This window comes from Pseudoalteromonas sp. bablab_jr011 (genome assembly GCF_016464045.1).
GTDB classification, from domain to species: domain Bacteria; phylum Pseudomonadota; class Gammaproteobacteria; order Enterobacterales; family Alteromonadaceae; genus Pseudoalteromonas; species Pseudoalteromonas lipolytica.
This window is the reverse complement of the sequence record NZ_JACDWU010000332.1, coordinates 1-24,133: the sequence shown is the minus strand read 5'-3', so window position 1 is coordinate 24,133 and position 24,133 is coordinate 1. Positions and strand designations below refer to the sequence as shown.

Sequence of the window (24,133 nt, the reverse complement as noted above, 5' to 3'; positions counted from 1 at the left end):
GCTATCAATTCCTAATTCTTCTCATACTCTTCCAAGTCTTCAATGTGCCAAAGCTTGTTTCGTGTATTTCGGTTGATACGAGGTTGCGGCAAGCTGCCATCTTTTATTCTTCGCCAGAGCGTCGTATAGCTAATGTGGTAACGAGCCATCACTTCGTAAGATGTTAGAAAAGGGGTTACTTGGTGCGCTACTGCTGTCATCTGCATTCTCCTGAAAATCAATGTAAAGCTATCATCGCCTGATTCATCACTTGTTGATGGTCAGAAAGATGCATGATTTGTTTAGAAGATCAGCCTTATCAAAACACAAATGTTGCTATTAGGAACTTTTCAGCTCAAACCTATGAATAACAAGGGCTACAAGGCGGTTTGTGTCATGAATAGCAATCAACACGCCTAACGAGAAAAATTTGTACACACTGTTTGTACACTCGCAACAATGACACATCAAAAACCACAACAACGAACCCTTTAAATTCATAAGCTTACAAACATAAAACTAGAGATGATCGCATTTATTCCGCTTTTGTAATGTCGAAACCAAAGTACCAAAAGCAGGAGGTACTTTCTTCATCAAACCCAGTAACCACAAGGCCTACAGCCAGATTTGTGTCATAGAATTTTCGCCAAAGGCCTCTAAAACGGAATTTGTACTCAAGTTTGTACACACTTTCCGAGGTTACGCTTGAACATCATTGAAAAGCAAAGAAACGAGAAAAAGACAAAAAGCCTTTAAATTCAGTACGTAGAGATGTGATTGTGGTGTGCAATGAAAGGTGGTTTTAAGCGTTGAAAGGCTGGGCGGCATCAGGGTGCGAGATAATCGCAAAGGTGCGTCGTTTATTAATTTCGGTAGTTAAATTAGACATGTAAGCTGCTTTTAGTCATAACAAAGCACACCTAGCGGCTCTAAAAACGAGAGGCCTCGGTGCGCACTGAAAAATAAAATAGAATTGCGGGCATTATACCCTGTTTGTCTTAGCCAAAAAAGCAGCGATTGTAAGTAATTATTCCCCCTTGATAAGCAATTTTCGTTGTTCACTTTTTTGCTAAGCTTGTGTAATCAAGTTGTAACGCATACTATTGACAAATTGCACGGAGGGATATCAATTTAGGTCATGAAAACCAGTAAGCTCAGTATTCGATTATTATGGTATATCACGCCATTAGTGATCTTACCTTTGTTGTTTTTAGGTGGCTTTACGTTAACCAATGTGACCAATTCAACAAAAAAACAAGCAGAGCTTATTGTGAGTCGCTTTGTTGAGCAGCAACAGCATAAAATTTTCAACTATATTGACTCATTTCATTCCATCACTCGCCTTTTATCAACCTCTCCGGTACTTGCCGATTTTTTAGCACGCGAGCCTAATTCGAAAAATCAGTATATAGAACACCTCGGCGAGTTAATGAATGTATTTGCCAGTTACTCAGAAGCGTACCCCGATATTGTCAGCATTAACTATGTTGACTCGCAAGGTAAAAGTGATGCGTTTTATTCGAGCCAATTAACTCCTGCACCTAAAAGTTACCCGTTTTTTGATCAAGTTCTACAGTCTAATTTGCGTCAACAACAATTTATGATCCCCAAAGAAGATGGCTCAACCAGTCTTTATTTTGTGCACCCTATTTACAATATCGACTATTACTTAAAACGACCCCAAGAGTTAGGCTTTATCGTTGTTCATGTTGAACCATCAATTTTGAACACCAGTATTTTAGAAGCCCCTTTTAATAACACCTTAAACCTATTTTTAACCAGTAAAGGGCAAATACTCTTTAGCTCCGACTACGATTTACGGGGCAACTATTTAAGTGAGTATGAATTAGAACAAATTAAAGGCTTGGCCGATTATGGCAAGCTGTCTAGCATTGAACTGTCAAGTATCGATAAAGAAGAGCGTATTATTTATGCGGTACAAATGACTGATGGCGATTATTACGTATCGACCACGCCCAAAGATTTACTTTACCAATCTGGTAAAGCCATTAGTTTAATCACCGCGCTGATTGTGATCATCTCGGTTATTTCGTTACCCATTTTAATTTATATTGTGGTACGCAATTTACTACTCACCCCTGTTGAGTTATTGGGTGCGGCCAGCCATCGCGTTGGTGATGGTGACTTATCGGTGTATTTACCCGCCCACACCAATGATGAAGTCGGTGTATTATTTAACGACTTTAACCACATGGTGAACCAGATTCGTCATTATCAAGATGAGTTAAAAGAGTATAAACACCACCTAGAAGATAAAGTTGAAAGCCGTACAAAAGCACTTGAAGCAATGAATAACAAGCTTGAAATAGCCATTGCACAAGCTGAACAAGCGAATCAACTTAAAAGTCGTTTTTTAGCGAATATGAGTCATGAAATTCGCACGCCTCTTACTGCCATTATGGGGTTTACCGAACAGCTACTACACAATAAAGATGCCGTGAATGACGACCAGCATTTAAGCACTATTTTAAGAAACTCAAAACACCTGCTTGAGCTCATTAATAACATTCTCGACTTATCAAAGATTGAAGCTGAGAAGCTTGCTGTAGAGTGTGGGCCATGCTCAGTCGTCCAATTAATTCATGATCTTGATTCGATTATTCGCCCACTGGCAAACGAAAAACGATTAGAGTTTACAATTAACTACAGCCTGCCAATTCCTAAAAGTATTAACAGCGATACGACCCGTTTAAAGCAAATATTAATCAACATAGCCAGTAATGCGGTGAAATTTACCGAACAAGGGCATATCTCCATTGAAATTCGCTACAACAGTGCAAAACAATATTTAGAATTTGCGATTCAAGATACAGGTATTGGTATGTCAGAGCGCGAAGTTGAACGGGTGTTTAAACCGTTTGAACAAGCCGATGCCACAACAACTCGCCGCTTTGGCGGTACTGGGTTAGGACTTTGTATTTCAAAAAACTTGGCTCAGCTATTAGGAGGGGATGTTTACCTTAAGAGCGAGCCCGGTATAGGCAGCTGTTTTACAGTGCAAATTGCGTGTCACCTAAAACCAGAGCAACAACAAAATGACGCCTTTATTCATAACTTAGAGCAATTGTCTCCAAGCAAAGATCTACAGCTTTCTTTTGCCTCAAATAGTTTTGATGCAAATATATTGGTCGCTGAAGATAACCCTGATAACCAATTGCTTATCAAACTGTTATTACAGACCTGGGGACTTGAGCCAGACATCGCGAAAAACGGCGCAGAAGCCGTTGAAATGGCACTCGTCAATGACTACCAACTCATTATTATGGACATGCAAATGCCTGTTATGGGTGGTTTAGAGGCGACGCAAATGCTGCGCCATGCAGCCTACGATGGCCCAATCATCGCGCTTACGGCAAATGTAATGAAAACCGATGTTGACACCTATCTCGAAGCAGGCTGCGATGAAGCACTTGCAAAACCGATTGATAAAAATGCCCTTGAGCAAGTGCTGGTTAGTTATTTAAATATTGAAAAAGACAGTCAAAACAAGTGGGAAAATTTACTCAAGAGTGAGAAGTTCCAGCAAATTAACGACAACTACCGTTCTAAATTACCTGACTACCTCAACCAAGTCGTGCAGTTGTACCGAACTAAAGAGTGGGAAGCATTACGCTCGCTGGCACACAGTCTAAAAGGCAGTGCGGGTTGCTTTAGCTTTGAGGAAATCCATGAGACTGCGGGGCAACTCGAAACGGCACTACGCAGTAACCAAGCCCAGCAAATAGAACAAAGTTACGAAATGCTTATCAGTGCGTTAAAAAAGGCTTCTTAAACGCTAGAAGCGTAAAGTTAAGCCCATTAAAATGGCATCTTCGTTACCTGTTGCTGTCGGATAATAATTTTTTCGCACCGACATATGAGAAAAACCTGCACGCTCATATAGTGCAATGGCACGCGTGTTTGACTCTCGCACTTCTAAAAATAGATTCTCAGCGTGCTGTTGCTCACCATGATGAATAAAAGCATCTAAAAGCTGCTTTGCAATGCCCTGCCCCTGATGACTTGGCGCCACACAAATATCCATTAACGTGTAGTCAGGCCCAGCTTGCTCACCAATGTAAAAACCAAGCATCTCATCACCTTTAAAAGCGGCAAGATTAAAGTAACGTCCAGCTAAACACGACAACATGGTTTTTTCGGTCCATGGGTGACTGTGACAGGCATTTTCGATTGTCATTAGCTGAGTTATATAATTTGCATCAACAGGCTTAAAGCTTATCAAGTTGTTCACCAATTAAAGACCACAATTGTTTTTTTTGCTCACTGTTAAGTTTCTCACTTGGTAAGGCTAAACAGCCATCCTGCCAGCTTATATTTGGCGCTTTGACAACGTGTGTAATCACCAAAGGAGCACATGCTTTTTCAAGATCATGATGAAACTGTAACGAGAGTGTAAGCGGCGTTTGCTCAGACATTGGCGCATGTTCTACTTGAACATCAGGCACTGTTCGATAGTGTTGGTTTAACTCTAAAGATTGTACAGAAAATATCGCAGCGTAACTTGGATTCATAACAACTCAATCATGATTAAGAGCAAGTAATATAGGGAGATTTGCGATTAAAGTAAAGCGGGAAGAAATGGCAGGGGCGGAGAGATTCGAACTCCCAACCGTCGGTTTTGGAGACCGCTGTTCTACCAATTGGAACTACGCCCCTGCAATGACGATGAATTATATAGAGCTTTTTATAAAGGTAAAGTAAAAAAACACAGTTTGTGGTTCAACTGCTTTCAAAATAAACAAAACGGCGAATTAGCAAGCTAATCCGCCGTTTTTTATACGGTAGTTACAGAAATAAAAGGATTATTCCCACTCGATAGTTGCAGGTGGCTTACCTGAAATATCGTAAACAACGCGTGAGATACCATCAATTTCATTAATGATACGGTTAGACACCACCCCCAAGAACTCATAAGGTAAGTGTGACCAACGTGCTGTCATAAAGTCGATTGTTTCTACACAACGCAGTGATACAACCCAATCATACTTACGCGCATCACCCATTACACCGACTGATTTAACAGGTAGGAATACCGTAAACGCTTGGCTTACTTTGTGGTAAAGCTCAGCTTTGTGTAGCTCTTCGATAAAGATAGCGTCTGCACGGCGAAGTAAATCACAGTATTCTTTCTTGATTTCGCCCAGTACACGTACACCTAAACCTGGCCCTGGGAATGGGTGACGGTAAAGCATGTCGTACGGTAAACCTAACTCAAGACCGATTTTACGTACTTCGTCTTTGAATAGCTCACGTAAAGGCTCAACAAGACCCATTTCCATGTCGTCTGGTAAACCACCTACGTTGTGGTGAGACTTGATTACGTGTGCTTTACCTGTTGCTGATGCAGCAGATTCGATCACGTCTGGGTAGATAGTACCTTGACCTAACCAACGTGCATTCTTCAGTTTCTTCGCTTCTGAATCAAATACTTTGATAAATGTATGACCAATTGCTTTACGCTTGTCTTCTGGGTCTGATTTACCGGCAAGATCTGCAAGGAATTGATCTTCAGCATCTACTTTGATGATGTTTAGGCCAAACTTGTTACCAAACATATCCATGACTTGTTGGCCTTCGTTTAAACGAAGTAAACCGTTATCAACAAATACACAAGTCAGCTTGTCGCCAATCGCACGGTGAATAAGCATCGCAACAACCGATGAATCAACACCACCTGAAAGACCTAAGATAACTTCATCGTCACCGACTGTTTCTTTAATTCGCTCAATCGCATCGTCGATGATTTTTGCAGGTGTCCAAAGCTTTTCACAGCCACAGATATCAATCGCAAAACGCTCAAGAAGACGAAGACCTTGGTGAGTATGTGTCACTTCTGGGTGGAATTGTACGCCGTAAAAACGCTTTTCTTCCCATGACATAGCAGCATGTGGACACGTTGATGTTTTAGCGGTCGTTTTGAAAGTTTCAGGTACTTCCATTACTTTATCGCCGTGACTCATCCATACATCAAGTACGCCTGCGCCGCCATCAGTAATGTGATCTTCAATAGCATCGAATAACGCACAGTTGCCTACTTTTTCAACTTGCGCATAACCGAACTCTTTCTTATCAGAGCTGTGTACACTTCCGCCAAGTTGCATTGCCATTGTTTGCATGCCGTAACAAATACCAAGTACAGGCACGCCTGCATTAAATACATACTCTGGAGCACGTGGGCTGTTATCAAGCGTTGTTGACTCAGGGCCACCCGACAAGATAATACCTTGTGGGTTAAACTCGCGGATTTGCTCTTCTGTTACATCCCAAGCCCACAGCTCACAGTAAACACCAATTTCACGTATACGACGTGCGATTAATTGCGTGTATTGCGAACCAAAATCTAAAATGAGAATTCGTGAATCGTGAATGTCTTTGCTCATGGAGTATCTCGTTAGTCAGGAACTGCTCTCCCACAGGGGAGATGAAAAATAAATAAGGGCTAGCATATGCTAGCCCATGTAATTTCAATACGTTACGGTTATTAACCTAAACGGTAGTTTGGCGCTTCTTTGGTGATTTGCACATCGTGAACATGTGATTCACCCATACCAGCCGACGTTACACGGACAAACTGAGGTTTAGTATTTAACTCTTCAATTGTCGCACAGCCAGTTAAGCCCATTGCACTGCGAAGACCACCCACTTGTTGGTGAATGATTGTCGCAATAGGTCCTTTATAAGCAACACGGCCTTCGATACCTTCAGGAACAAGCTTGTCTGCTTCGTTCGATTTCTGGAAGTAACGGTCTGATGAACCTTCTTTTTGGTTCATCGCACCAAGGCTACCCATACCACGGTATGACTTGTAGTAACGGCCTTGATATAGCTCAACTTCACCTGGTGCTTCTTCTGTACCCGCGAGCATTGAACCCACCATGACACATGATGCACCCGCAACCAGTGCTTTTACGATATCGCCAGAGAAACGAATACCACCGTCAGCAATAACAGGAATGTCACGGCCTTTTAAGCCTTCAACTGCATCTGAAATAGCGGTGATTTGTGGTACACCACATCCTGTAACGATACGTGTAGTACAGATAGAGCCTGGACCAATGCCCACTTTAACGGCATCAACACCCGCATCAGCAAGGGCAATTGCACCTTCAGCTGTCGCAACGTTACCCGCTACGATTTGTAAATCTGGGTATGTTTGACGAGTTTGTGCAACACGGTCGATAACACCTTGTGAGTGACCATGAGAAGTATCGATAAGTAATACGTCAACACCCGCTTCAACAAGGGCAGCGATACGCTCATCAGTACCTGGGCCAACACCTACAGCAGCGCCTACACGTAAACGACCTTGTTCGTCTTTACATGCGTGAGGTTTGTCTTGTGCTTTTTGATAATCTTTTACAGTGATCATGCCTTTCAGTTTAAATGCATCATCAACTACAAGAATTTTTTCGATACGGTGCTCGTGCATGAGACCTAAAATTTCATCGCGGTCTGCACCTTCTTTTACAGTCACTAACGATTCTTTTTTCGTCATCACTGTAGAAACAGGCTGCTCAAGTTTAGTTTCAAAACGCATATCACGGCTTGTAACAATACCTACAAGGTTATTGTCAGCGTCGGTTACAGGGAAACCTGAAAAACCTTTTTCTTCTGAAAGCGCGATAGCATCAGCAATTGTTAGATCCGCAGTCACAGTAACAGGGAAAGAAACAATACCTGCCTCGTACGTTTTTACTTTACGTACGTTTTTAGCTTGCTCTTCGATTGTCATGTTTTTGTGGATAAAACCTAAACCGCCTTCTTGCGCTAGCGCAATCGCCAAGCGAGCTTCTGTTACAGTATCCATAGATGCTGAAACTAGCGGCAAGTTAAGTTTGATACCACGCGTTAAGCGAGTTGAAATATTTGCCGTGTGTGGCAAAACAGTAGAATGACCTGGTACTAAAAGTACGTCGTCAAAGGTAAGAGCTTCTTTAGCAATTCTAAGCATTTTGGCAACTTCTCACATGTGGATCTGAGTATAAGGAATTGCGGCCAAATTTTATCAGCGTTATGCGCATGAGTAAATAAAATTCCGCATTTATTTATGATAAAGTAGACGCAGTTTATTTTATTGGGGTTTTAAATGGCTTTAACGCACTCAACACAGCCTATTTATACGGTCTCGCGCCTAAATAAGGAAATTCGCCATGTTTTAGAGCAAGGCTTTTCATCACTTGTGTTAACGGGCGAGATTTCTAATTTTATTGCCCCGGCTTCAGGCCATTGGTATTTCACTTTAAAAGACGACAGAGCTCAAGTGAAAGCGGCTATGTGGCGAGGCAATAACCGTGGACAGACTTTTCGCCCAACAAATGGCGCGCAAGTCACAGTGCGTGCTCGGGTTTCATTGTACGAACCGCGCGGTGATTATCAACTCATTGTTGAGCATATGGCGCCGGCTGGTGAAGGGTTACTAAAACAAGAATTCGATGCACTGAAAATGCGCCTTGCCGCTGAAGGCCTTTTTAGTTCTGCACATAAAAAGCCCCTCCCCACTACGATAAACCGCGTTGGTGTCATTACCTCTGCGACCGGGGCTGCCATCCGCGATATTTTAACCGTTTTAAAGCGTCGCGCACCGCAGCTTGAAGTTGTGATTTACCCTGCCATGGTGCAAGGGGCTGATGCCCACAGCCAACTTATTGAAAAAATTAATATTGCTAACCAACGACATGAAGTTGATGTATTAATACTCGGTCGTGGCGGTGGCTCATTAGAAGATCTATGGTGCTTTAACAATGAACAACTCGCCCGCGCTATATTTGCCAGTGAATTACCCATTGTCAGCGCAGTTGGGCATGAGGTCGACACCACAATCAGTGATTATGTAGCCGATGTACGTGCCGCTACACCTTCTGCCGCTGCCGAGCTTGTTAGTCCTAACACGCAGGAGCTACACAATAAAGTCAGTCAGTTAGTGAAGCATTTACACCATGCATTTAAACATACACTGTCTGTTAAACGCAGCACTGCGACACAGTTTGAACATCGTTTGCAGCTGTGTCATCCGCGTAACCAATTAAACCAGCAAACTCAAAAATTAGATGAGTTAACCCTCGCATTGCACAGCGCTATTAACGGTAAAATTCAGCATTATGAGCGCGTTCTTGCAAACTTAACACCGCGTTTAATGCAGCGTTCACCTGAAAAGCAGCTGGCCAGAAGCGAACATCAATTAGTGCAATTACATGGCCGTTTAACGCAAGCTATGCAACAACAGCTCTCAATCTCTCGTAACACCCTTTCACTGCAAGCAAGCCGTTTAGACTCGGTGAGTCCGCTAAGCGTGCTAGCACGTGGCTACAGCATCACTAAAAATGAGCACGGTCACGTTGTGAAGTCAGTGGCTGATATCAAATCAGGGGAATTATTGATAACTGAACTAGCGGACGGCCAATTAAAATCAAACGTGATCTAGCTGTGCGTTATTTACTGTTCAGTACTAACAATGATGCTCAGAGTATCGTCGCTTGATGTGGAAGAAGAGTATTTAAACTGCTTCCACCAGCCTTGCTCCATCAACTTATCGCTGATATTTCGCCAATAATGTGCAGGAAGTGAATCAACCCCTTCAGGCTGTTGCAATTTAAATTCACAGACGGAGGTTTTACAGTTGGCAACAGTCATATCTGGCTGTACAGGTAAATCGGCCATGATGAGAAAGTCTGCCATGGCCGTTTCTGTTTGATACGCCCATGCTTCATCACGCGCCTGCTCTTCTAATAAACTGTGCAATGCTTCGGTACGCGAATTAATCTGTTGAGGTGAGACAACCGCCGCTTTGTAACTGGCTATAATTGTTTGCTGATTTACCACTTGCTGCTGTAACTCTTCAATTTGTTGCACAAGCTCAGTTGCCGTAGCGGATTCTATAGGCGCCTTGTTGAGTGGCTCATTTTGAGCGCTCATGGTTTCAGGTTTTTTAATGCTCACAGATGAAGTTTCATGCGGTTCATAACCAGCAACACTCGGCGCTGCTGGCTCAATGTCAGACGTTGTTGTAGCAGAAAAAGATTGATAGAACGACATCGCAGCAGCGCCACATAAAAAAGACGCTGCAACGACTAACCCTAAAGATAATTTAGACACTTCCGTTGCCCTTTAAATAACAATGTAATTGAAATTACAACATAGCACTCGTATGCGATTCATTGCTAGGGGTGGCTGCACTATCATCTAAAAAGTTTTGATTCATGCTTTCTGCGGGGCATGGGCAGTTTGGTTTACCGACTACTTTAGCTGGCACCCCAACCACCGTTGTATGGGCAGGAACAGGACTCAATACCACAGAGTTTGCGCCAATACGCGCACCCTCACCGACTTCTATATTACCAAGTACTTTTGCACCCGCGCCAATTAAAACGCCTGCGCGAATTTTAGGATGGCGATCGCCTTGCTCATTACCCGTACCGCCTAATGTCACAGACTGTAGAATCGATACGTTATCTTCGATAACCGCGGTTTCACCAATTACAATCCCAGTTGCATGGTCAAACATAATACCATGACCGACTTTACAAGCAGGATGGATATCAACGCCAAATACTTCTGAGGTTCTACTTTGAATAAAGCGAGCAAGCTCTTTTCTGTTTTGCAGCCATAAACAATGTGCGAGTCGGTGTGCTTGTATTGCATGGAAGCCCTTTAAGTTAAGTATCACAGTTAAATAACTATCGGCTGCGGGGTCACGATCTTTAACAGCTTTTATGTCATGGGCCACATGCGTTAGCATTAAGTCACATTTTACAAAGGCTTGGTCAAATAATTCACGAATAGTAAATGCTGACACGACGGCATCTGCCAGCTTATTAGCAACAATAAAACTCAGCGCCGACCCCAAACACTCATGATTTAACACACACGAGTAAACATGACTTGCTAATAATGGTTCGCGAGTAACGACTTCGTTTGCTTCTTCGCGAAGCTGTTGCCAAATTTCATGACGCATATTTTTGCCTTTCTGGTTGTACCTAACTGCTATGCCCTAAGTTTAACGGATTTGTAGCAAGATGTACTAACCCGTTGTTTATTTGTTCTGGTTATATCTAATAACCAGAGTGTCATCGCTACTTTTTTGTTATCAAACGGTTATTTTAGTGCAAGCCAATACGACAGTGACCGATACAACATCAATCGAACCACTTAAAATAATTCGCTTATATTTCAATAACAAAACCAATATGACATCTTGGCTGTCATATGCCAAAATAGGGACTGGCGTATCGCTGACGGCGTAAAAAACAAAAATAATCATTAAATTTACATCATCAACTTAACAAGGAAACGATGATGAAAAACGACGTACTAAACTCACATAAACTAGGTTATAAACTTTACTTTCAAGATGGTGATAACCAAATCGCATGCTTTGGTCACATTATGAGCGGCAAAGAAGAAATATATGTAAACGATGAATTGGTTAGTGAAAAGCGCAGCTTCGGCTTTAAAAGTCGTCACGACTTTAACTACCAAGATAATGCGTATGCAGTCGAATTTAAGATGCAAAATATGCTAACAGGCAAGCTTGAATGTTCGTTTTTTAAAGCTGGCAAATTGGTAAAGCAAAGCACGCAAACCGCACTGACTGATAACCCAAAACAAGTTGCTATGGTTACCTTAGGTTGCTTTATTGGGGGGGCTATTTTTGGTTTTGCCTTTATCACACTTATCGAGCCGTTTATTGGGAAGTAAGTGATGCAATTAAACCCTAATACAATTAAAACATTAAGGCTTAAGTTCGACTGGACACAACAGCAGTTGGCCGACGCCTGTGATGTGAGCCTACGAACCATTCAACGCGTTGAAAAAGAAGGTGCGGCATCAAAAGAAACCACCATGAGCCTATGTGCGGTATTTGAAGTACGCCAAGGTGAGCTTATCAAACTAGACGATGAACCAGCCATTGAAAGCGAAGCAAAAGCAGTATCGAAGCAAAACTTGGCCGCAATTGTTGCAGCTTCATCGTGTGTTAGTTTTGCATTGGGTATGGCAACAGTATTTGTTATTTTTTAGGAGTAAACGATGAAAAAAGAACAGCGTGGTCACGTAGTACTCATCGCCTTTATTGCAGCAGCTTTGTTGTTAGCTATCGGTGTGAAAGTTGGCGCATTGTTATAACAAATAGATTGACTGTCAGAGTTGAGCCTTGGTGTGATTCCGGCAGAAAACTAAATAGCAAAACCTTAAAACCGACTCAACAGCCTCTCTATTACGTAAAACAGGTTACTTAAAAATATGAGTAACCTGTTTCACTGTTGTTTGAAGTATCGACTTATTCCCTGTTGTAACACCTTCACAATGCAGTAAAATGAACTGCGCAATAAATTAAGTGCTTCGGATTATTTTTTACATCAACAACAGTGAAAACTCAGCATTTATTGCTAATCTTAATTGAGTAGTCATGGTCAGGAACCAATGTGGTTGAATCAAAAGAATTTTTGAAATTAATACTTGATACCATCTCAGAGCATATCGTTGTTATCAATGAGCTGGGCGATATCATATTTGTTAATCGCAGTTGGCAAACGTTTGGCGATGAGAATAACTGTGACTGTGATATTCAATGGCAGAAACAAAATTACTTAGCTATCTGCAAGTCAGCCGCAATACAAGGCGATGATTTTGGAATAAAAGCCTTAGCAGGTCTCAATAAAGTCATCAATAATCAAGAACCTGAATTTTACTTAGAGTACCCTTGTCATAGCGACATCGAAAAACGCTGGTTTATGATGCGTGCTGTGCCACTGGAGTATAATGCGCAGCGTTTCGTGGTGATTAGTCATTTAAACATCACTGAACGAAAACTTGCTGAACAGCAAGTTCAAGAGTTAGCGCACATTGATGGTCTGACACAAATTGCTAATCGACGTCATTTTGATGACTTTTATGAGCAAGAGTGGAGCCGCTGCATGCGACTCAAACTTCCCATATCGCTGGCGATGATTGATTTAGATAACTTCAAACTTCTCAATGATAACTTTGGCCATGTCGTTGGTGACACTTGCCTAAAAGAAGTCGCAAAAATACTGCCCGACTTCGCGCGTAGACCTGGCGATTTATGTGCAAGATACGGTGGCGAAGAATTTATATTAGTGTTGGGAAATACTCACTGTTTACAGGCTCAAATGCTATTAACGCGTTTTATGGCCGAGCTTACAGCATTAAAGCTCCCCGAACTGGCTGGCCACCCTTTAACAGTCAGTATTGGTTTGGCAACACTTGTGCCAAACGTCGCTGATAATGCCATGCAATTGATCGAAATGGCTGATAATGCACTTTATCAAGCGAAGGATACTGGCCGCAACAAACTTGTTGTTGCTGATCACTACCCGCAAACAAATAAAGAAGAGTGCCCCTAAAGGAGCACTCTATTGTGTGTTATTGAAACACCTTTTCTACATCAACGACTGATATATTTTTCGCTGGAATAGCGAGCTTATAATCAGCAATCACGTTGTCTTCCGCGACAAGTCCTGCTGGTTTTTCTGCGTTATAAACCATAGGCGATGTTTGCTCTGACGCTAAGCGCTTTTGCATGTCTTTACCGTCACCTGTAATAAACACATAGTGAATATTGTCGGTTTGCAGATTCTCGCGAATAACACGGTTCACATCCTCAAGTGTTAGCTTTTCAAGCTTGCCACGTACATAGTCAACAAAGCTCTCTGTATTATAAAACTCACTATCTAGCGCGTAGCCTAGTTGGCGGTCTTGGCTTGCAACCATTTGTGGCACAAAGTTAATTAAGAAGTTGCGCGTTGCTTCAAAATCTTCTTTGCTGATGCCGTTTTTAATAAGCTTATCTAACTCGAATAACGCGGTACGGGTTGCAAAGTGCGCATCGTTATTAGAGCGCAATGGACGCAGCCATACTTGGAAAATTTGCTCAGAGCGGCCTAAGTTCGCATCAGGCTTAGTTTGGAACATACCACGTGGGAAGTATTCAATGTACGCATAGTCACCATAGTTCATACCACGGGTTTGACGAATACGCTGATACAAGAAGCTATTCGAACTTCTGTGCTCGCCAAAGTATGAACGCACTAGCCATAATGCAGTCCAATCTTCACTACTACGAATCGTCTCTATTGGGAAACCAAATGACACGGCTGTTGATTGCGCCGACTTTTCAACAATGGTGGCATGGTGACCACTCAGTGCTGGCGCATCGGGAATGACTAAACGGCTTTCTTTGCCTTCTGGCAGCGATGTTAAATCTTTTAGCATCGCCGATTTTACATCGCTTGGAATCGCACCAATTAAACCTACGGTTAGTTTTGATTGTGTGAATTGCTTGTCGTAAAACGCTTTTACATCATCAAGCGTCAATGCTTCCAGATCAGATAAGTCACCATAGTTATAGCTTTCGTATGGGTGGCCTTTATACAGTTGATGATAAAGCACTTCTTTACCGAGCTCTTCATCGTTTGATGCTTTAAGCCCCGCTTTAATGCTATCGATAAGCTCTTTTTTCAGGCGTTTGAAGTCATCTTCTCTAAAACCTGGGTTGAGTAATTGTTCACTCACAAGCGCATACCACTGTGTCGCATTGTCTTTGTGTACACGACCGCGCAACGAAATCATCTCTTTATCGATTTGATACCCAAAGCTACCCGCGAGTGGGTATAACGCTTTTTGAATGTCTTTATAGCTCATCGTTTCTGAGCCACCTTTCGCAAGCATGGCTGCCGTTAATGCGGCGACGCCTTTTTTACCTGCTGGATCGGCCGCGGCACCGGTATTAAATAACCAGTTAACATCAACCAATGGTGAACTGTTGGTTTTATCGAGCACTTTAAAATGACGCTCTGTTGGCGCTTGCTCTGTACTTGCAACGGCTGCGTTTAGGTCAACTTCTTGCTCAAATCCTGCCACGTTATCTAAAGCCGACATCGTCACTGTAGTTCGGCTTGAATCAACAAAGTATTTATTCGCTATCGCTTTAATGTCTTCTGGGGTGATGCTATCGGCAGTCGCATAGAGCTGATTGATTACCTCTGGATCACGCTCAAAATGCATGTAGCTTGCAAGTGTCGAGGCGATTGATTGCGATGAATCAAGCCCATTGATAAAGCTGTATTTTAAATTTGATTTTAAGTCTGCCAGTTTTTGGGCATCAACAAGCTCAGTGCGTGCTTGTACATATGTGCGGTTAATGGCATCACGTGCTTTTGCAAGATCGGCTTCGTTTTCTACTTTTACAAAGACATGCAATAACCCCGGATCTTTTGTATCAGGATTATAAGTGAACATTTGACTTGCGATTTGCTTATCAACCACCAATTCTTGATAAAGCGCTGAGTTATTTGAGAAATAAAGCTGTGAGATTAAATCAAGTGCGGCGCGATCTTTTTGCGTTGGATCCCACGCAGTGCCTTTATACGATACAAGCAACCAATGGCCTGGTAAACCGTCATTTTGCTCATGTATATATTTTGGCGCTTGTTGCTTTGGCTCTACTGGAATATCTGCTTGGTAATCACCTTTTTTCCAGTTACCCCAATGTTTTTTCACCATTGCCATGGTTTCTTGAGGGTCGACATCACCAACAATGACCAACGATACATATTCTGGTTTATAAAATTTTGCGAAAAACTCTTTCCCGTAAGCCATTTGATCTGGCATGGCTTCAATGTCTTCAAAAAAGCCCATCGTGGTGTGTTTATAAGTATGTTTCTCAAATGCTTCGTTACGCACTGCTGAAAGCAATTTACGAATTGGACTGGCATTATTTTTTAAGTACTCACCTTTCACTGTTAAGGCTTCTGTACGGAACTGTTCTTCGCTGTACGTGAGGTTTTGAAAGATATCAGCTTCAATTTCAAGCACTTTATCAAGGTGCTCTTTTGAGAAGTTTAAATGATAGTTGGTGTAATCATTAGTAGTATACGCGCGGTTATCAACACCCGAGTTTTTTAAAATATCTGAATACACGTCTTGTGGGAATTTTTCTGAGCCTTTAAACATCATGTGCTCAAAAAAGTGAGCAAAGCCCGTTTTGCCTTCTTCTACTTCGTTACGAGAACCTACCGACACGGGAATTTGTAATGAAACAACATCGGGGTAATCCGTTTTTACCACCATGACACGAAGACCATTTTCTAGTTCTTCTAAAACGTAATCTTGGCTAAATACACGGTTATCTTCTTGGCTGACAACCTGTTCTATTTCGACTTCTTTAACCATATTTGATTGTGAATTCGTCGCACACCCGCTAAGAGCAAGCGTTACAGCAACACTGGTCGCTAATAATCTAAATTTCATAATGATCCTTTAATTTTACTTGTTAGTTATTTTTCTCATAATCAGTTGTGTTTGATTATGCATGAAAGTACTGGAAAATATGAGGGTCAAGGGCACAATTAATGTAAACAGGTGTGTCAATTTAAGATAACACCCCACCACCAACTTGAATTAAATTCATGCTCATTGAAAAACTTTCAACAGAAAAATCTATCTAGACGTCTAAATGGCTGCTATATTATTTCCCATAGACGCAGGCACGAGCTGGAATGAGGATTATGGCTTTATCACTACAAGAGAAAATTGAAGACACCAATCAGGGTGTATACCTGATTGGTACCACACCGCCTAAATCAGGCACTGATAAAGCCATGCTTGAAACCATTGCACAAAAATTATTGGGTCGCCTTCATGAAATTGAATACGATGGTGTCATTATCTACGACATTCAAGATGAAAGCAGCCGTACAGAAAAGCCGCGTCCGTTTCCATTTAAAGAAACCGTAGACCCACGTGAGTACAGCCATTTGTTGCGTAGCCTGTCTCATTTAGATGTTATTACCTACAAAAGTGTTGCCCAGCGCAGTGAAGCTGAATTTACCGATTGGCTACACGAAACACGTAATGAGTTTGATTTAAAAAATCTAGTCTTGGTAGGCAGCCCATCTTCGCATGGTGATATCAAACTAAGTTTACCTGATGCTTATAACACCCTTGCTAAGCAAGACAATGATGTGTTTCTTGGCGGTGTGACTATTGCTGAACGCCATGCAAGCAAACGTAACGAGCATGACCGTCTATTAGAAAAAACAGAGCAAGGTTGTAAGTTTTTTATTTCACAAGCCGTCTACAACGCACAAGCAACCATTGATTTAATCACTAGCTATGCACGTAGCTGCAAAGCGTTAGGCATCGCACCTAAGCGTATAATTTTAACGTTTACACCCTGTGGTGGTGAGAAAACGTTAGATTTTATGGAGTGGCTGGGTATCTCTGTACCGGAGGCAACAAAATGGCGCATGCTTGATTCTGCAAATCCATTGAGTGAGTCAGTACGCATTTGCCGTGAAAATCTTGACCTCATATTACAAAGCTGCGCACATTTAGCGGTGCCACTTGGTTTAAATATTGAGAGCTTAACAAACCGTAAAGAAGAAATTGATGCGTCAATTAATCTTTACCGCTTACTTAAAGCAACCATGGAATTAAACCTAGCCGAAAAACAAATCGCTTAAATAATGTGCGCGTTTATACCAATACGTTTAATTAACAGCGATTTTAAAACAAGAAAACGTGGTCGCTAGCAAAGAAAATGCGGGTAAGCATAACAGTTCATTAAACGCTTTTGTTCACCAAGCTAATGTACACACGACTTTATGCTATTAGCGTGTTGATTAGTGCTAATTTAGGCTCCCTTAAATTAGCACTGATACAGCTTAATCTATCGGCGCCTAGGATTTTTTTGCCCTAATATACGTTTTTTGTCACGAGAGCGTCGTGCCTTATTCGTGTTTTTTCGGACTTGTTTTGGCTCTTTTGTTAAATCAGGCTCGTACCCTGGCAGCCATTGTGGTGTTAAGCGTGTATCTAATAAAACATCAATTTCATCCAGTAACCATTGCTCATCAATACTCACTAATGACATGGCCAACCCAGTTTCACCTGCTCGTCCTGTCCGCCCTATACGGTGAACATAGTCCTCTGCAACATAAGGTAGTTCGTAGTTAATCACATACTTTAATGAGGCGATATCAAGGCCACGCGCCGCAACATCTGTAGCGACAAGTACTCGAGTGACACCCGTTTTAAAATTTTGCAGCGCTTTGTCTCGCGCCCCTTGGCTTTTATCGCCGTGAATAGACTCTGTTTTTAAGCCATCCTTACACATTTCTTTTGCCAGACTATCGGCCGTTTGTTTAGTGCGGGTGAATATAAGTACTTGTTGCCAATTTTTCATGCCGATCATATGTGAAACGAGTTCGCGTTTACGATCCTCATCAACCGCATACACAATCTGCTCAACTTCAACAGCAGCCGAATTGCGTTTATCAACCTCAACTAACTTAGGATCATTCAACAACTGTTTACTTAGCTCAAAAATGCTGTCATCAAATGTGGCTGAAAAGAGTAAGGTTTGGCGCTGTTTTGGAACATGACGAAGAATACGCTTTATTTCATCAATGAACCCCATATCAAGCATGCGATCTGCTTCATCAAAAACAAGGGCACTAATGGCAGATAATTTAATGCTCCCTTTAATCACATGATCAAGTAATCGTCCTGGTGTAGCCACCACAACTTGCGCACCTTTAATGGCTTTAATTTGTGGGCCAATACTGGCGCCGCCATAAGCAAGCGCGGCTTTAATAGGTGTATTAGCTGCATAACGCTCAACACTGGCAAATACTTGCTGTGCAAGCTCTCGCGTTGGTGTCAGGATTAAAACTTTTACAGCCTCGGGCAGCGGCTCTTCACGCAATAAGTTATCAAGCAGTGGTAATACAAAGGCAGCTGTTTTACCCGTGCCTGTTTGTGCACTTCCCATAACATCAACCCCGGCTAAAATAAGCGGGATAGTTTGGCTTTGAATAGCCGTTGGGGTGTGATAATTCTCTGCTTGCAATGCTGAAAGGAGTTCAGGCGCAAGGTTTAACTCTGAAAAGCTGGTTACTGACATGATAGGGTGCACAATTACTGTAAAACGTCTATTGTACGCGCAACACTAAAAACAAAAAAGGCGCTAAAGCGCCTTTTCTTACAAGCGTTGCCGTTATGCAGGTTTAAGTGTTTCTTTGCGTTGATTATAAAACGCAATCAGATCATCCACGGTTGCTTGGCAGTATTCACGAATACCTGACACCACCATGTGCTTTTCGCCTGACCCGACTTTTTCACCCTTTTCTAATAAATCGAAACGTAAGGTGATTTTTCCTCGCTTACCTGTATAAGTGAAATCAGGCTCCGCGAATTGCAGCGCTGGTGACGTAATATCAAGTCGGTCTAAATTAATGAGCATTGACTCATAGATAACCATAGGTCGTGCTGGATTGATCATTACATCTTGCTTACCCATTAATGGAATGATCACATGCGGGAAAGTGGTACCAGAAAACTCAACGTAGTTTTTAATTAAGCTATTGATCAAATCTGGACATTGACTGACCGCACCCTCACGTTTCACTTTAAGCATTACTTTATCGCCATCAGTGATATCAAATTCATCGGCGCCTTCTGGAAAAGAGAGCTTTGATGTCTCATCAACCATACCAGCAAAAGTGAATTCCATCTTTTCGCTGATCCCGTAACGGCTGAGTACAAGCGAAAAAAGTAAATCGCCAGGTACACAAAACTTTTTGGCATCTTTGTCGTGTAACGGATTAAAGTCATCTGCCACGGACTTAGCAAAACGACAACCTTGCTCACGAGTAATAGAGACGTAATCAGCATGTTGCTGATAAAATGGACTTAACATAATTGTTCACTGCTTAAACTGCTTATAACCTGCCTATACTACCAGAAAAATTTATAGGAGAGGTCGAATCTGTTAAATATAAGTCACACGCTCAGCGAGAGTTTAGCTACAATTACTAAAATGTTGGTTTTTATATCTAAAATGAACTTTGTATCAATTTGTACGCAACAGTTAACAAATGAACAACAATAGTGAACACTAAAGCAGCGCCAGAGCGTAATGAAAAGTTATTAATTTTAACTAAATATAAATTCAGATTCTATTTTAAAACAAGGCGCTAACTTAGAAGTGGCGACAATAACACAAATAGGTCTGAAAGCGCTGGCAGTTCTTAGTGCTATTTGTGGCGGGAACGGTAAATAAGGTATGATGAACACGTTTTTTATCGTGTAATTGCCACTCATAGGCTGCATAATCATAATTATAATAAGCGGCATAAAAATGAGCTCTCATATTGAGATAGGTACGTTACACCAGCGTTCAATGGTTAAAATTACTTTGAAAAAAAGACTTTTAGAAAACAGGGGCTTGGTTAAATGATAAACCGATTAAGCTGGTCATTACTGTTTTTATGTTTGTGCTTTTCAGCAAATTTGCTGGCCGATGAAAGTACAGACCAGCCTTTTTTTAAAGTATCACCCATTGTGTGTGTAACAGATACAAAACAAAAAGTATGTGAATTTAATATTCAAGTTCACTTTAGGTTAGCCCCATTTAAAGAACTTTGCTTAGAGGTAACACAACGCCCACAGTACACACAGTGCTATACACAAAACGGCTTAATTATTGAAAAATTTATAATAAAAACCGAGCACCCGCTGACTGTTAAACTAATAAATCCGATAAACAATGAAGTTGTTCAACAACAATTACTTTCAATAGCAAACTATGAAGCTAAAGATTATCGTATTAAACGGCGTTTTGGCTGGAGTTTATAATGCACCATATTTTTTTGATTGAAGATGATGTAAAGCTAGCTAGCTTAATTCAAACGTATTTATTGAAGCATGGCTACACAATTGATGTTTTTAATACTGCAAAGGCATATCGCCAAAGCGAAATTACCTTTATTCCATCACTTATTATCTGCGACATAATGCTCCCAGATGGTAATGGTTTTGAACTAATTTCGCAGCTGAAAGAAAAGTTCAGCTGTCCGGTGATCTTTTTAACCGCCTTAGATTCAGTGCAATCACAAATTAAAGGGTTAGATTTGGGCGCCTATGACTATCTTTTAAAACCAATCAAACCTGAATTACTACTGGCCAAAATTAAAACCATTATTACCCACTCTGTTGGCCAAGATAACTTTTCTAAGCAAAACGATATTTTGCGCATCGATAATAAAAAAAGAGATATCTTTTTCCATAACACAGCGCTTAACCTGAACGACAGTGAATTTGAAATTATTGCCTACCTTGCCAAAAACTCACCGCAACCCGTTTCACGTGAAGTCTTGTTCAAACATATTATCGGTCGTGAGTACGACGGTCTTGACCGTGCTATCGATTTAAAAATCAGTCGACTCAGGAAAAAACTAAAAGAAACCATTAAAGATCATAAAGAATCTTTAGATATCAAGTCTGTGCGAGGTAAAGGATACAGCTTGGATATTTCAGAAATATGAAGCAGCAGTTTTTTAAACTTTATTTAATCATCACCGTAAGTTTAATTGCCTTAGTGCTTGCATTTGGCCAACTCTATAATCAGTTTTTCTTAGAGCAAACCCCTAGTATTCAACTCAGTGTGGATGAATTAGCACTCATCGCTCAACATAAAGACACGCGTATTAACGCATTTAATCAAAATGAGTTAATTTTACCTGACTCTTTACAGGCATCATTCGACAGAGATGGCATTATCAGTGTCAATGAAAACGGCCAACAATTTGTTTATTTGAAGAGCGATAATGGCGCAATACAAAGAGTCGGCCCTATTACGCTTATTTCACAAAGTAAAAATGACTGGCTCGCTTTTTTTGCATTTTACATTTTGCTTGCAGCCATGATCTTAGCCTTTATTCGCCCTGTATTTCGTGATTTGGGGTTATTGCAACGTGCCGCATACCGTTTCAGTAAAAAGCCGCAACGTATTGAGCTGGATATCAAACCAAACTCCTCCATTGCGCCTTTAGCAAATACCTTTACTCATATGTCTGATCGCATCACACAGTTTGTACAACTTCATAATGATTTATCACGCATTATTTCCCATGAGATTCGTACCCCACTCTCGCGAATGCGCTTTGCACTGTCGATTTCTGAATGTGAAACAGAAGAAAGTATTCAAATAGAACGCGATATCGATGAAATTGAATTACGCCTTGAACAATATTTGTCATTTGCACGATTAGAGCATCAACAAAGTGTCTTTAATCAAGAGAAAACCAACCTGACAAGGTTGATTGAGACTGAGATCCACAAATTTGAACTCTACAAAGAGCTTAAGTTTAGCGTTAAATTAGACGTAGTAAATGCCTATTGCGAAGCAAGCTTTATGGCCATTGCCGTTCAAAACTTGCTGATTAATGCCACTAAGTACGCAAAACACACCATTTTAATACACAGCGCGGAAGAAAGTGATTTTTATACCATTAGTGTGACTGATGACGGGCCCGGACTGCCTATAAATGCTGACGCACTCATAGAGCCTTTTAAACAAGGTGAAGGGGATAAACTCGCAAGCGGCTATGGGTTAGGGCTCTACATTGTGCATCGCATTGCCAGCTGGCATGGTGGGGTCATAACACTTGCAAACAACACAGACACCGGTGGGGCTGAAATTGCAATACGCTGGCCTAAAAGTGGTAAGTAATTCCAGCAAAACCCGAAAAGTAACCATTTTTTTCGATCATGTGTGAACGTGCCAAATGGCTATCAAGCCACGTGTGTTTAAGCTTAAAGTCGATACTAAAACTGTCACTCAGTGGGTATACATAACTTACTTTTAAGTGATAATTAACCGCACTCTCTAAATCATATTTAGGTAAGCGAACCACACTTTCTGATGGTAATACGGTGTAGTAATAATCGATTAATTCTTCATTCTTATAGGTCGCGCCGGCCTCTATACCCGCGATACCCGAAAACAATTTAAATTCACGAGAGCCAGTCAAAAGTAATTCATAACCGTCATGTACATGCGTTACATCGTGAAAATATGCAGCACTTAACCACACAGAGTCGTACACGTTTACCGCTGAGGCTACCCCTGCCATATACGATAAATCACGTTCAATGGGGGTCAGGTTTATTGGTGAAGCTGAGGGTCTTGTTGGTCTATCAGTGCCTGTTCTAATAACACCCGTGGCATACAGTTTATCGATACCATCCAACTCAAAAAAGAAACCATCATCGTTAAAGCGGCCGAGTAAATCGACATAGAAATCTGGGGTTTCGATTAAGCTGTAACCAAGCGAAAAGTCGTCGAAGTACCAATCATCACCATAATAAGCCACGCTTGGTAAAACAGGAGACGTGACGTTATCCGCACCAAGAACAGGGTTCTCTATACCACCGTATCCTAGTGTAATACTGGCATGAATTGTCGACTTTTTTATCAACTGTGGTTGTTTTACATCTCCCTGCGCATAAGCGATAGACGTCGTTAAACAACACAGTAAGCCAAGCAATTTTTTCATCAACTTAATTCACCTTAATAGCATTATTAATGATTATAATGATGCCTAAACACGATTAATAACCCACAGGTTTCCACCCTTCTGGGTGCGATCATAGCGTTTGCACACATTTTTGTATAATTTTTTCACTCAACAACTATGTTAATGCGGGGCTAATCCCTCACTTACTTCAAACTAACACACTGAAAAAAATATGAAATACTCTGTACATTTTGCTACAGAGGATTTTCAATCGTTTTATTACTTTTAGTTATAAGATAAAAACCCATCTTTCTAAGATGACTTATTTTCCCTTACAAAAGAGTAACATAAACACTCACCTTCCCTATCTCCCCCTTTTACAATCTGGCTTTTGCCCCCATTTTTAATTAACTGCAAACGTTAATAAAACAGCCTGACTAAAAAGCGAAGTAAACACGACATATAGGCCACATCCTTTTATGTTGAGCAGAGTACACAAACGAAAAAAGGGCCCGAAGGCCCTTTGTCACATAACACACTTAGGGAGTGATTAGCTGCGCTTTGCTTTACGGCGTCTTAAGCCTGCAAAACCTGCCATTAGAAGTGTTAGCCATGCAAGTGAGCCGCTTGAGCTCGACTTCGCTTCTACTTCAGGTTGTACCGTCACTTCTTGCGCAGTAACAGTTACTGAAACACCTAACTCCATCGCGTCAACACCATCGCTTACTGTTACTGTAAATTGATGCTCTCCAACGCTTAAACCAGACACTTCTGTAACTGCTGATGTCGGGCTTGCTATTACACCAGGACCTTCC

At 41.4% G+C, this 24,133-nt stretch carries 22 protein-coding genes and 1 tRNA gene; 9 read left to right on the top strand and 14 right to left on the bottom strand.

Going from position 1 to position 24,133, the window contains the following annotated elements; all coding sequences use genetic code 11:
* Nucleotides 1–11 precede the first annotated feature (11 nt).
* The gene (locus tag JIG41_RS22140) at nucleotides 12–200 is read right to left on the bottom strand and encodes a helix-turn-helix transcriptional regulator (protein ID WP_000127615.1); all 189 of its coding nucleotides are present in this window, start codon (nucleotides 198–200) and stop codon (nucleotides 12–14) included.
* 917 nt (nucleotides 201–1,117) lie between these two features.
* On the opposite strand from JIG41_RS22140, the gene JIG41_RS22135 reads away from it, so the two are divergent.
* Nucleotides 1,118–3,772 carry a hybrid sensor histidine kinase/response regulator gene (locus tag JIG41_RS22135; protein WP_182396153.1) on the top strand — a complete coding sequence of 885 codons (2,655 nt, stop codon included), beginning with the start codon at nucleotides 1,118–1,120 and terminating at the stop codon, nucleotides 3,770–3,772.
* A gap of 3 nt (nucleotides 3,773–3,775) precedes the next feature.
* Here the strand turns inward: JIG41_RS22135 and rimI are convergent, their stop codons facing one another.
* The 5 genes from rimI to guaB all read right to left on the bottom strand — a co-directional run bounded on the left by rimI (nucleotide 3,776) and on the right by guaB (nucleotide 7,951).
* Nucleotides 3,776–4,222: a ribosomal protein S18-alanine N-acetyltransferase gene (rimI, locus tag JIG41_RS22130; RefSeq protein ID WP_065978446.1), complete on the bottom strand. Its 447-nt coding sequence runs from the start codon at nucleotides 4,220–4,222 to the stop codon at nucleotides 3,776–3,778.
* Nucleotides 4,209–4,511: a hypothetical protein gene (locus JIG41_RS22125; RefSeq protein WP_036970608.1), complete on the bottom strand. Its 303-nt coding sequence runs from the start codon at nucleotides 4,509–4,511 to the stop codon at nucleotides 4,209–4,211. The genes rimI and JIG41_RS22125 overlap by 14 nt, the downstream gene beginning before the upstream one ends.
* A 68-nt stretch (nucleotides 4,512–4,579) precedes the next feature.
* Nucleotides 4,580–4,656, bottom strand: a tRNA-Trp gene (locus JIG41_RS22120).
* Nucleotides 4,657–4,802: 146 nt separating this feature from the next.
* Nucleotides 4,803–6,380, bottom strand: a complete 1,578-nt coding sequence (guaA, locus tag JIG41_RS22115; RefSeq protein WP_036970611.1) for a glutamine-hydrolyzing GMP synthase — start codon at nucleotides 6,378–6,380, stop codon at nucleotides 4,803–4,805.
* Nucleotides 6,381–6,481: 101 nt separating this feature from the next.
* Nucleotides 6,482–7,951 carry an IMP dehydrogenase gene (gene guaB, locus JIG41_RS22110; RefSeq protein ID WP_036970614.1) on the bottom strand — a complete coding sequence of 490 codons (1,470 nt, stop codon included), beginning with the start codon at nucleotides 7,949–7,951 and terminating at the stop codon, nucleotides 6,482–6,484.
* A 135-nt stretch (nucleotides 7,952–8,086) separates the two neighbouring features.
* On the opposite strand from guaB, the gene xseA reads away from it, so the two are divergent.
* Nucleotides 8,087–9,421 carry an exodeoxyribonuclease VII large subunit gene (gene xseA, locus JIG41_RS22105; RefSeq protein WP_199525484.1) on the top strand — a complete coding sequence of 445 codons (1,335 nt, stop codon included), beginning with the start codon at nucleotides 8,087–8,089 and terminating at the stop codon, nucleotides 9,419–9,421.
* 11 nt (nucleotides 9,422–9,432) lie between these two features.
* On the opposite strand, the gene JIG41_RS22100 is transcribed toward xseA, so the two are convergent.
* The 3 genes from JIG41_RS22100 to JIG41_RS22090 form a co-directional block, all read right to left on the bottom strand.
* Nucleotides 9,433–10,092: a hypothetical protein gene (locus JIG41_RS22100; protein WP_199525483.1), complete on the bottom strand. Its 660-nt coding sequence runs from the start codon at nucleotides 10,090–10,092 to the stop codon at nucleotides 9,433–9,435.
* Between the two features lie 34 nt (nucleotides 10,093–10,126).
* On the bottom strand, nucleotides 10,127–10,951 hold the full coding sequence (gene cysE / locus JIG41_RS22095) for a serine O-acetyltransferase (RefSeq protein ID WP_036970620.1): 825 nt from the start codon (nucleotides 10,949–10,951) through the stop codon (nucleotides 10,127–10,129).
* Between the two features lie 132 nt (nucleotides 10,952–11,083).
* Nucleotides 11,084–11,257: a hypothetical protein gene (locus JIG41_RS22090; RefSeq protein WP_155950843.1), complete on the bottom strand. Its 174-nt coding sequence runs from the start codon at nucleotides 11,255–11,257 to the stop codon at nucleotides 11,084–11,086.
* A 32-nt stretch (nucleotides 11,258–11,289) separates the two neighbouring features.
* Between JIG41_RS22090 and JIG41_RS22085 the strand changes: the two genes are divergently transcribed.
* The 3 genes from JIG41_RS22085 to JIG41_RS22075 all read left to right on the top strand — a co-directional run bounded on the left by JIG41_RS22085 (nucleotide 11,290) and on the right by JIG41_RS22075 (nucleotide 13,361).
* Nucleotides 11,290–11,694: a hypothetical protein gene (locus JIG41_RS22085; RefSeq protein WP_065978449.1), complete on the top strand. Its 405-nt coding sequence runs from the start codon at nucleotides 11,290–11,292 to the stop codon at nucleotides 11,692–11,694.
* Nucleotides 11,695–11,697: 3 nt separating this feature from the next.
* Nucleotides 11,698–12,015, top strand: a complete 318-nt coding sequence (locus JIG41_RS22080; RefSeq protein WP_036970624.1) for a helix-turn-helix transcriptional regulator — start codon at nucleotides 11,698–11,700, stop codon at nucleotides 12,013–12,015.
* 404 nt (nucleotides 12,016–12,419) lie between these two features.
* Nucleotides 12,420–13,361 carry a sensor domain-containing diguanylate cyclase gene (locus tag JIG41_RS22075; RefSeq protein WP_199525482.1) on the top strand — a complete coding sequence of 314 codons (942 nt, stop codon included), beginning with the start codon at nucleotides 12,420–12,422 and terminating at the stop codon, nucleotides 13,359–13,361.
* A 19-nt stretch (nucleotides 13,362–13,380) separates the two neighbouring features.
* Here JIG41_RS22075 and JIG41_RS22070 read toward each other — a convergent pair whose 3' ends face one another.
* Nucleotides 13,381–16,266: a pitrilysin family protein gene (locus tag JIG41_RS22070; protein WP_199525481.1), complete on the bottom strand. Its 2,886-nt coding sequence runs from the start codon at nucleotides 16,264–16,266 to the stop codon at nucleotides 13,381–13,383.
* Between the two features lie 257 nt (nucleotides 16,267–16,523).
* Here JIG41_RS22070 and JIG41_RS22065 point away from each other — a divergent pair, with 257 nt between their 5' ends.
* Nucleotides 16,524–17,480 carry a methylenetetrahydrofolate reductase gene (locus JIG41_RS22065; RefSeq protein WP_036970627.1) on the top strand — a complete coding sequence of 319 codons (957 nt, stop codon included), beginning with the start codon at nucleotides 16,524–16,526 and terminating at the stop codon, nucleotides 17,478–17,480.
* 206 nt (nucleotides 17,481–17,686) lie between these two features.
* On the opposite strand, the gene JIG41_RS22060 is transcribed toward JIG41_RS22065, so the two are convergent.
* Both JIG41_RS22060 and JIG41_RS22055 read right to left on the bottom strand, forming a co-directional pair.
* A complete protein-coding gene (locus JIG41_RS22060) occupies nucleotides 17,687–18,922 on the bottom strand; it encodes a DEAD/DEAH box helicase (RefSeq protein ID WP_036970629.1) in 1,236 nt (411 codons plus the stop codon).
* Nucleotides 18,923–19,015: 93 nt separating this feature from the next.
* Nucleotides 19,016–19,717 (bottom strand): DUF3581 domain-containing protein, encoded by a 702-nt coding sequence (locus JIG41_RS22055; protein WP_036970634.1) that lies wholly within the window; start codon nucleotides 19,715–19,717, stop codon nucleotides 19,016–19,018.
* Between the two features lie 536 nt (nucleotides 19,718–20,253).
* Between JIG41_RS22055 and JIG41_RS22050 the strand changes: the two genes are divergently transcribed.
* Genes JIG41_RS22050 through JIG41_RS22040 form a run of 3 tightly spaced genes read left to right on the top strand, consistent with a single transcriptional unit; the run spans nucleotide 20,254 to nucleotide 22,531 of the window.
* Nucleotides 20,254–20,655: a DUF3019 domain-containing protein gene (locus JIG41_RS22050; RefSeq protein WP_036970636.1), complete on the top strand. Its 402-nt coding sequence runs from the start codon at nucleotides 20,254–20,256 to the stop codon at nucleotides 20,653–20,655.
* A complete protein-coding gene (locus tag JIG41_RS22045) occupies nucleotides 20,655–21,344 on the top strand; it encodes a response regulator transcription factor (protein WP_036970639.1) in 690 nt (229 codons plus the stop codon). The genes JIG41_RS22050 and JIG41_RS22045 overlap by 1 nt, the downstream gene beginning before the upstream one ends.
* Nucleotides 21,341–22,531 carry an ATP-binding protein gene (locus JIG41_RS22040; protein ID WP_036970642.1) on the top strand — a complete coding sequence of 397 codons (1,191 nt, stop codon included), beginning with the start codon at nucleotides 21,341–21,343 and terminating at the stop codon, nucleotides 22,529–22,531. Before JIG41_RS22045 ends, JIG41_RS22040 begins: the two co-directional genes overlap by 4 nt.
* Here the strand turns inward: JIG41_RS22040 and JIG41_RS22035 are convergent.
* The gene (locus JIG41_RS22035; protein WP_199525480.1) at nucleotides 22,515–23,357 is read right to left on the bottom strand and encodes a MipA/OmpV family protein; all 843 of its coding nucleotides are present in this window, start codon (nucleotides 23,355–23,357) and stop codon (nucleotides 22,515–22,517) included. The two genes, JIG41_RS22040 and JIG41_RS22035, sit on opposite strands and share 17 nt — an antisense overlap.
* Before the next feature lie 511 nt (nucleotides 23,358–23,868).
* A partial coding sequence (locus tag JIG41_RS22030) for a GlyGly-CTERM sorting domain-containing protein (RefSeq protein WP_199524317.1) occupies nucleotides 23,869–24,133 on the bottom strand: 265 nt, incomplete at its 5' end.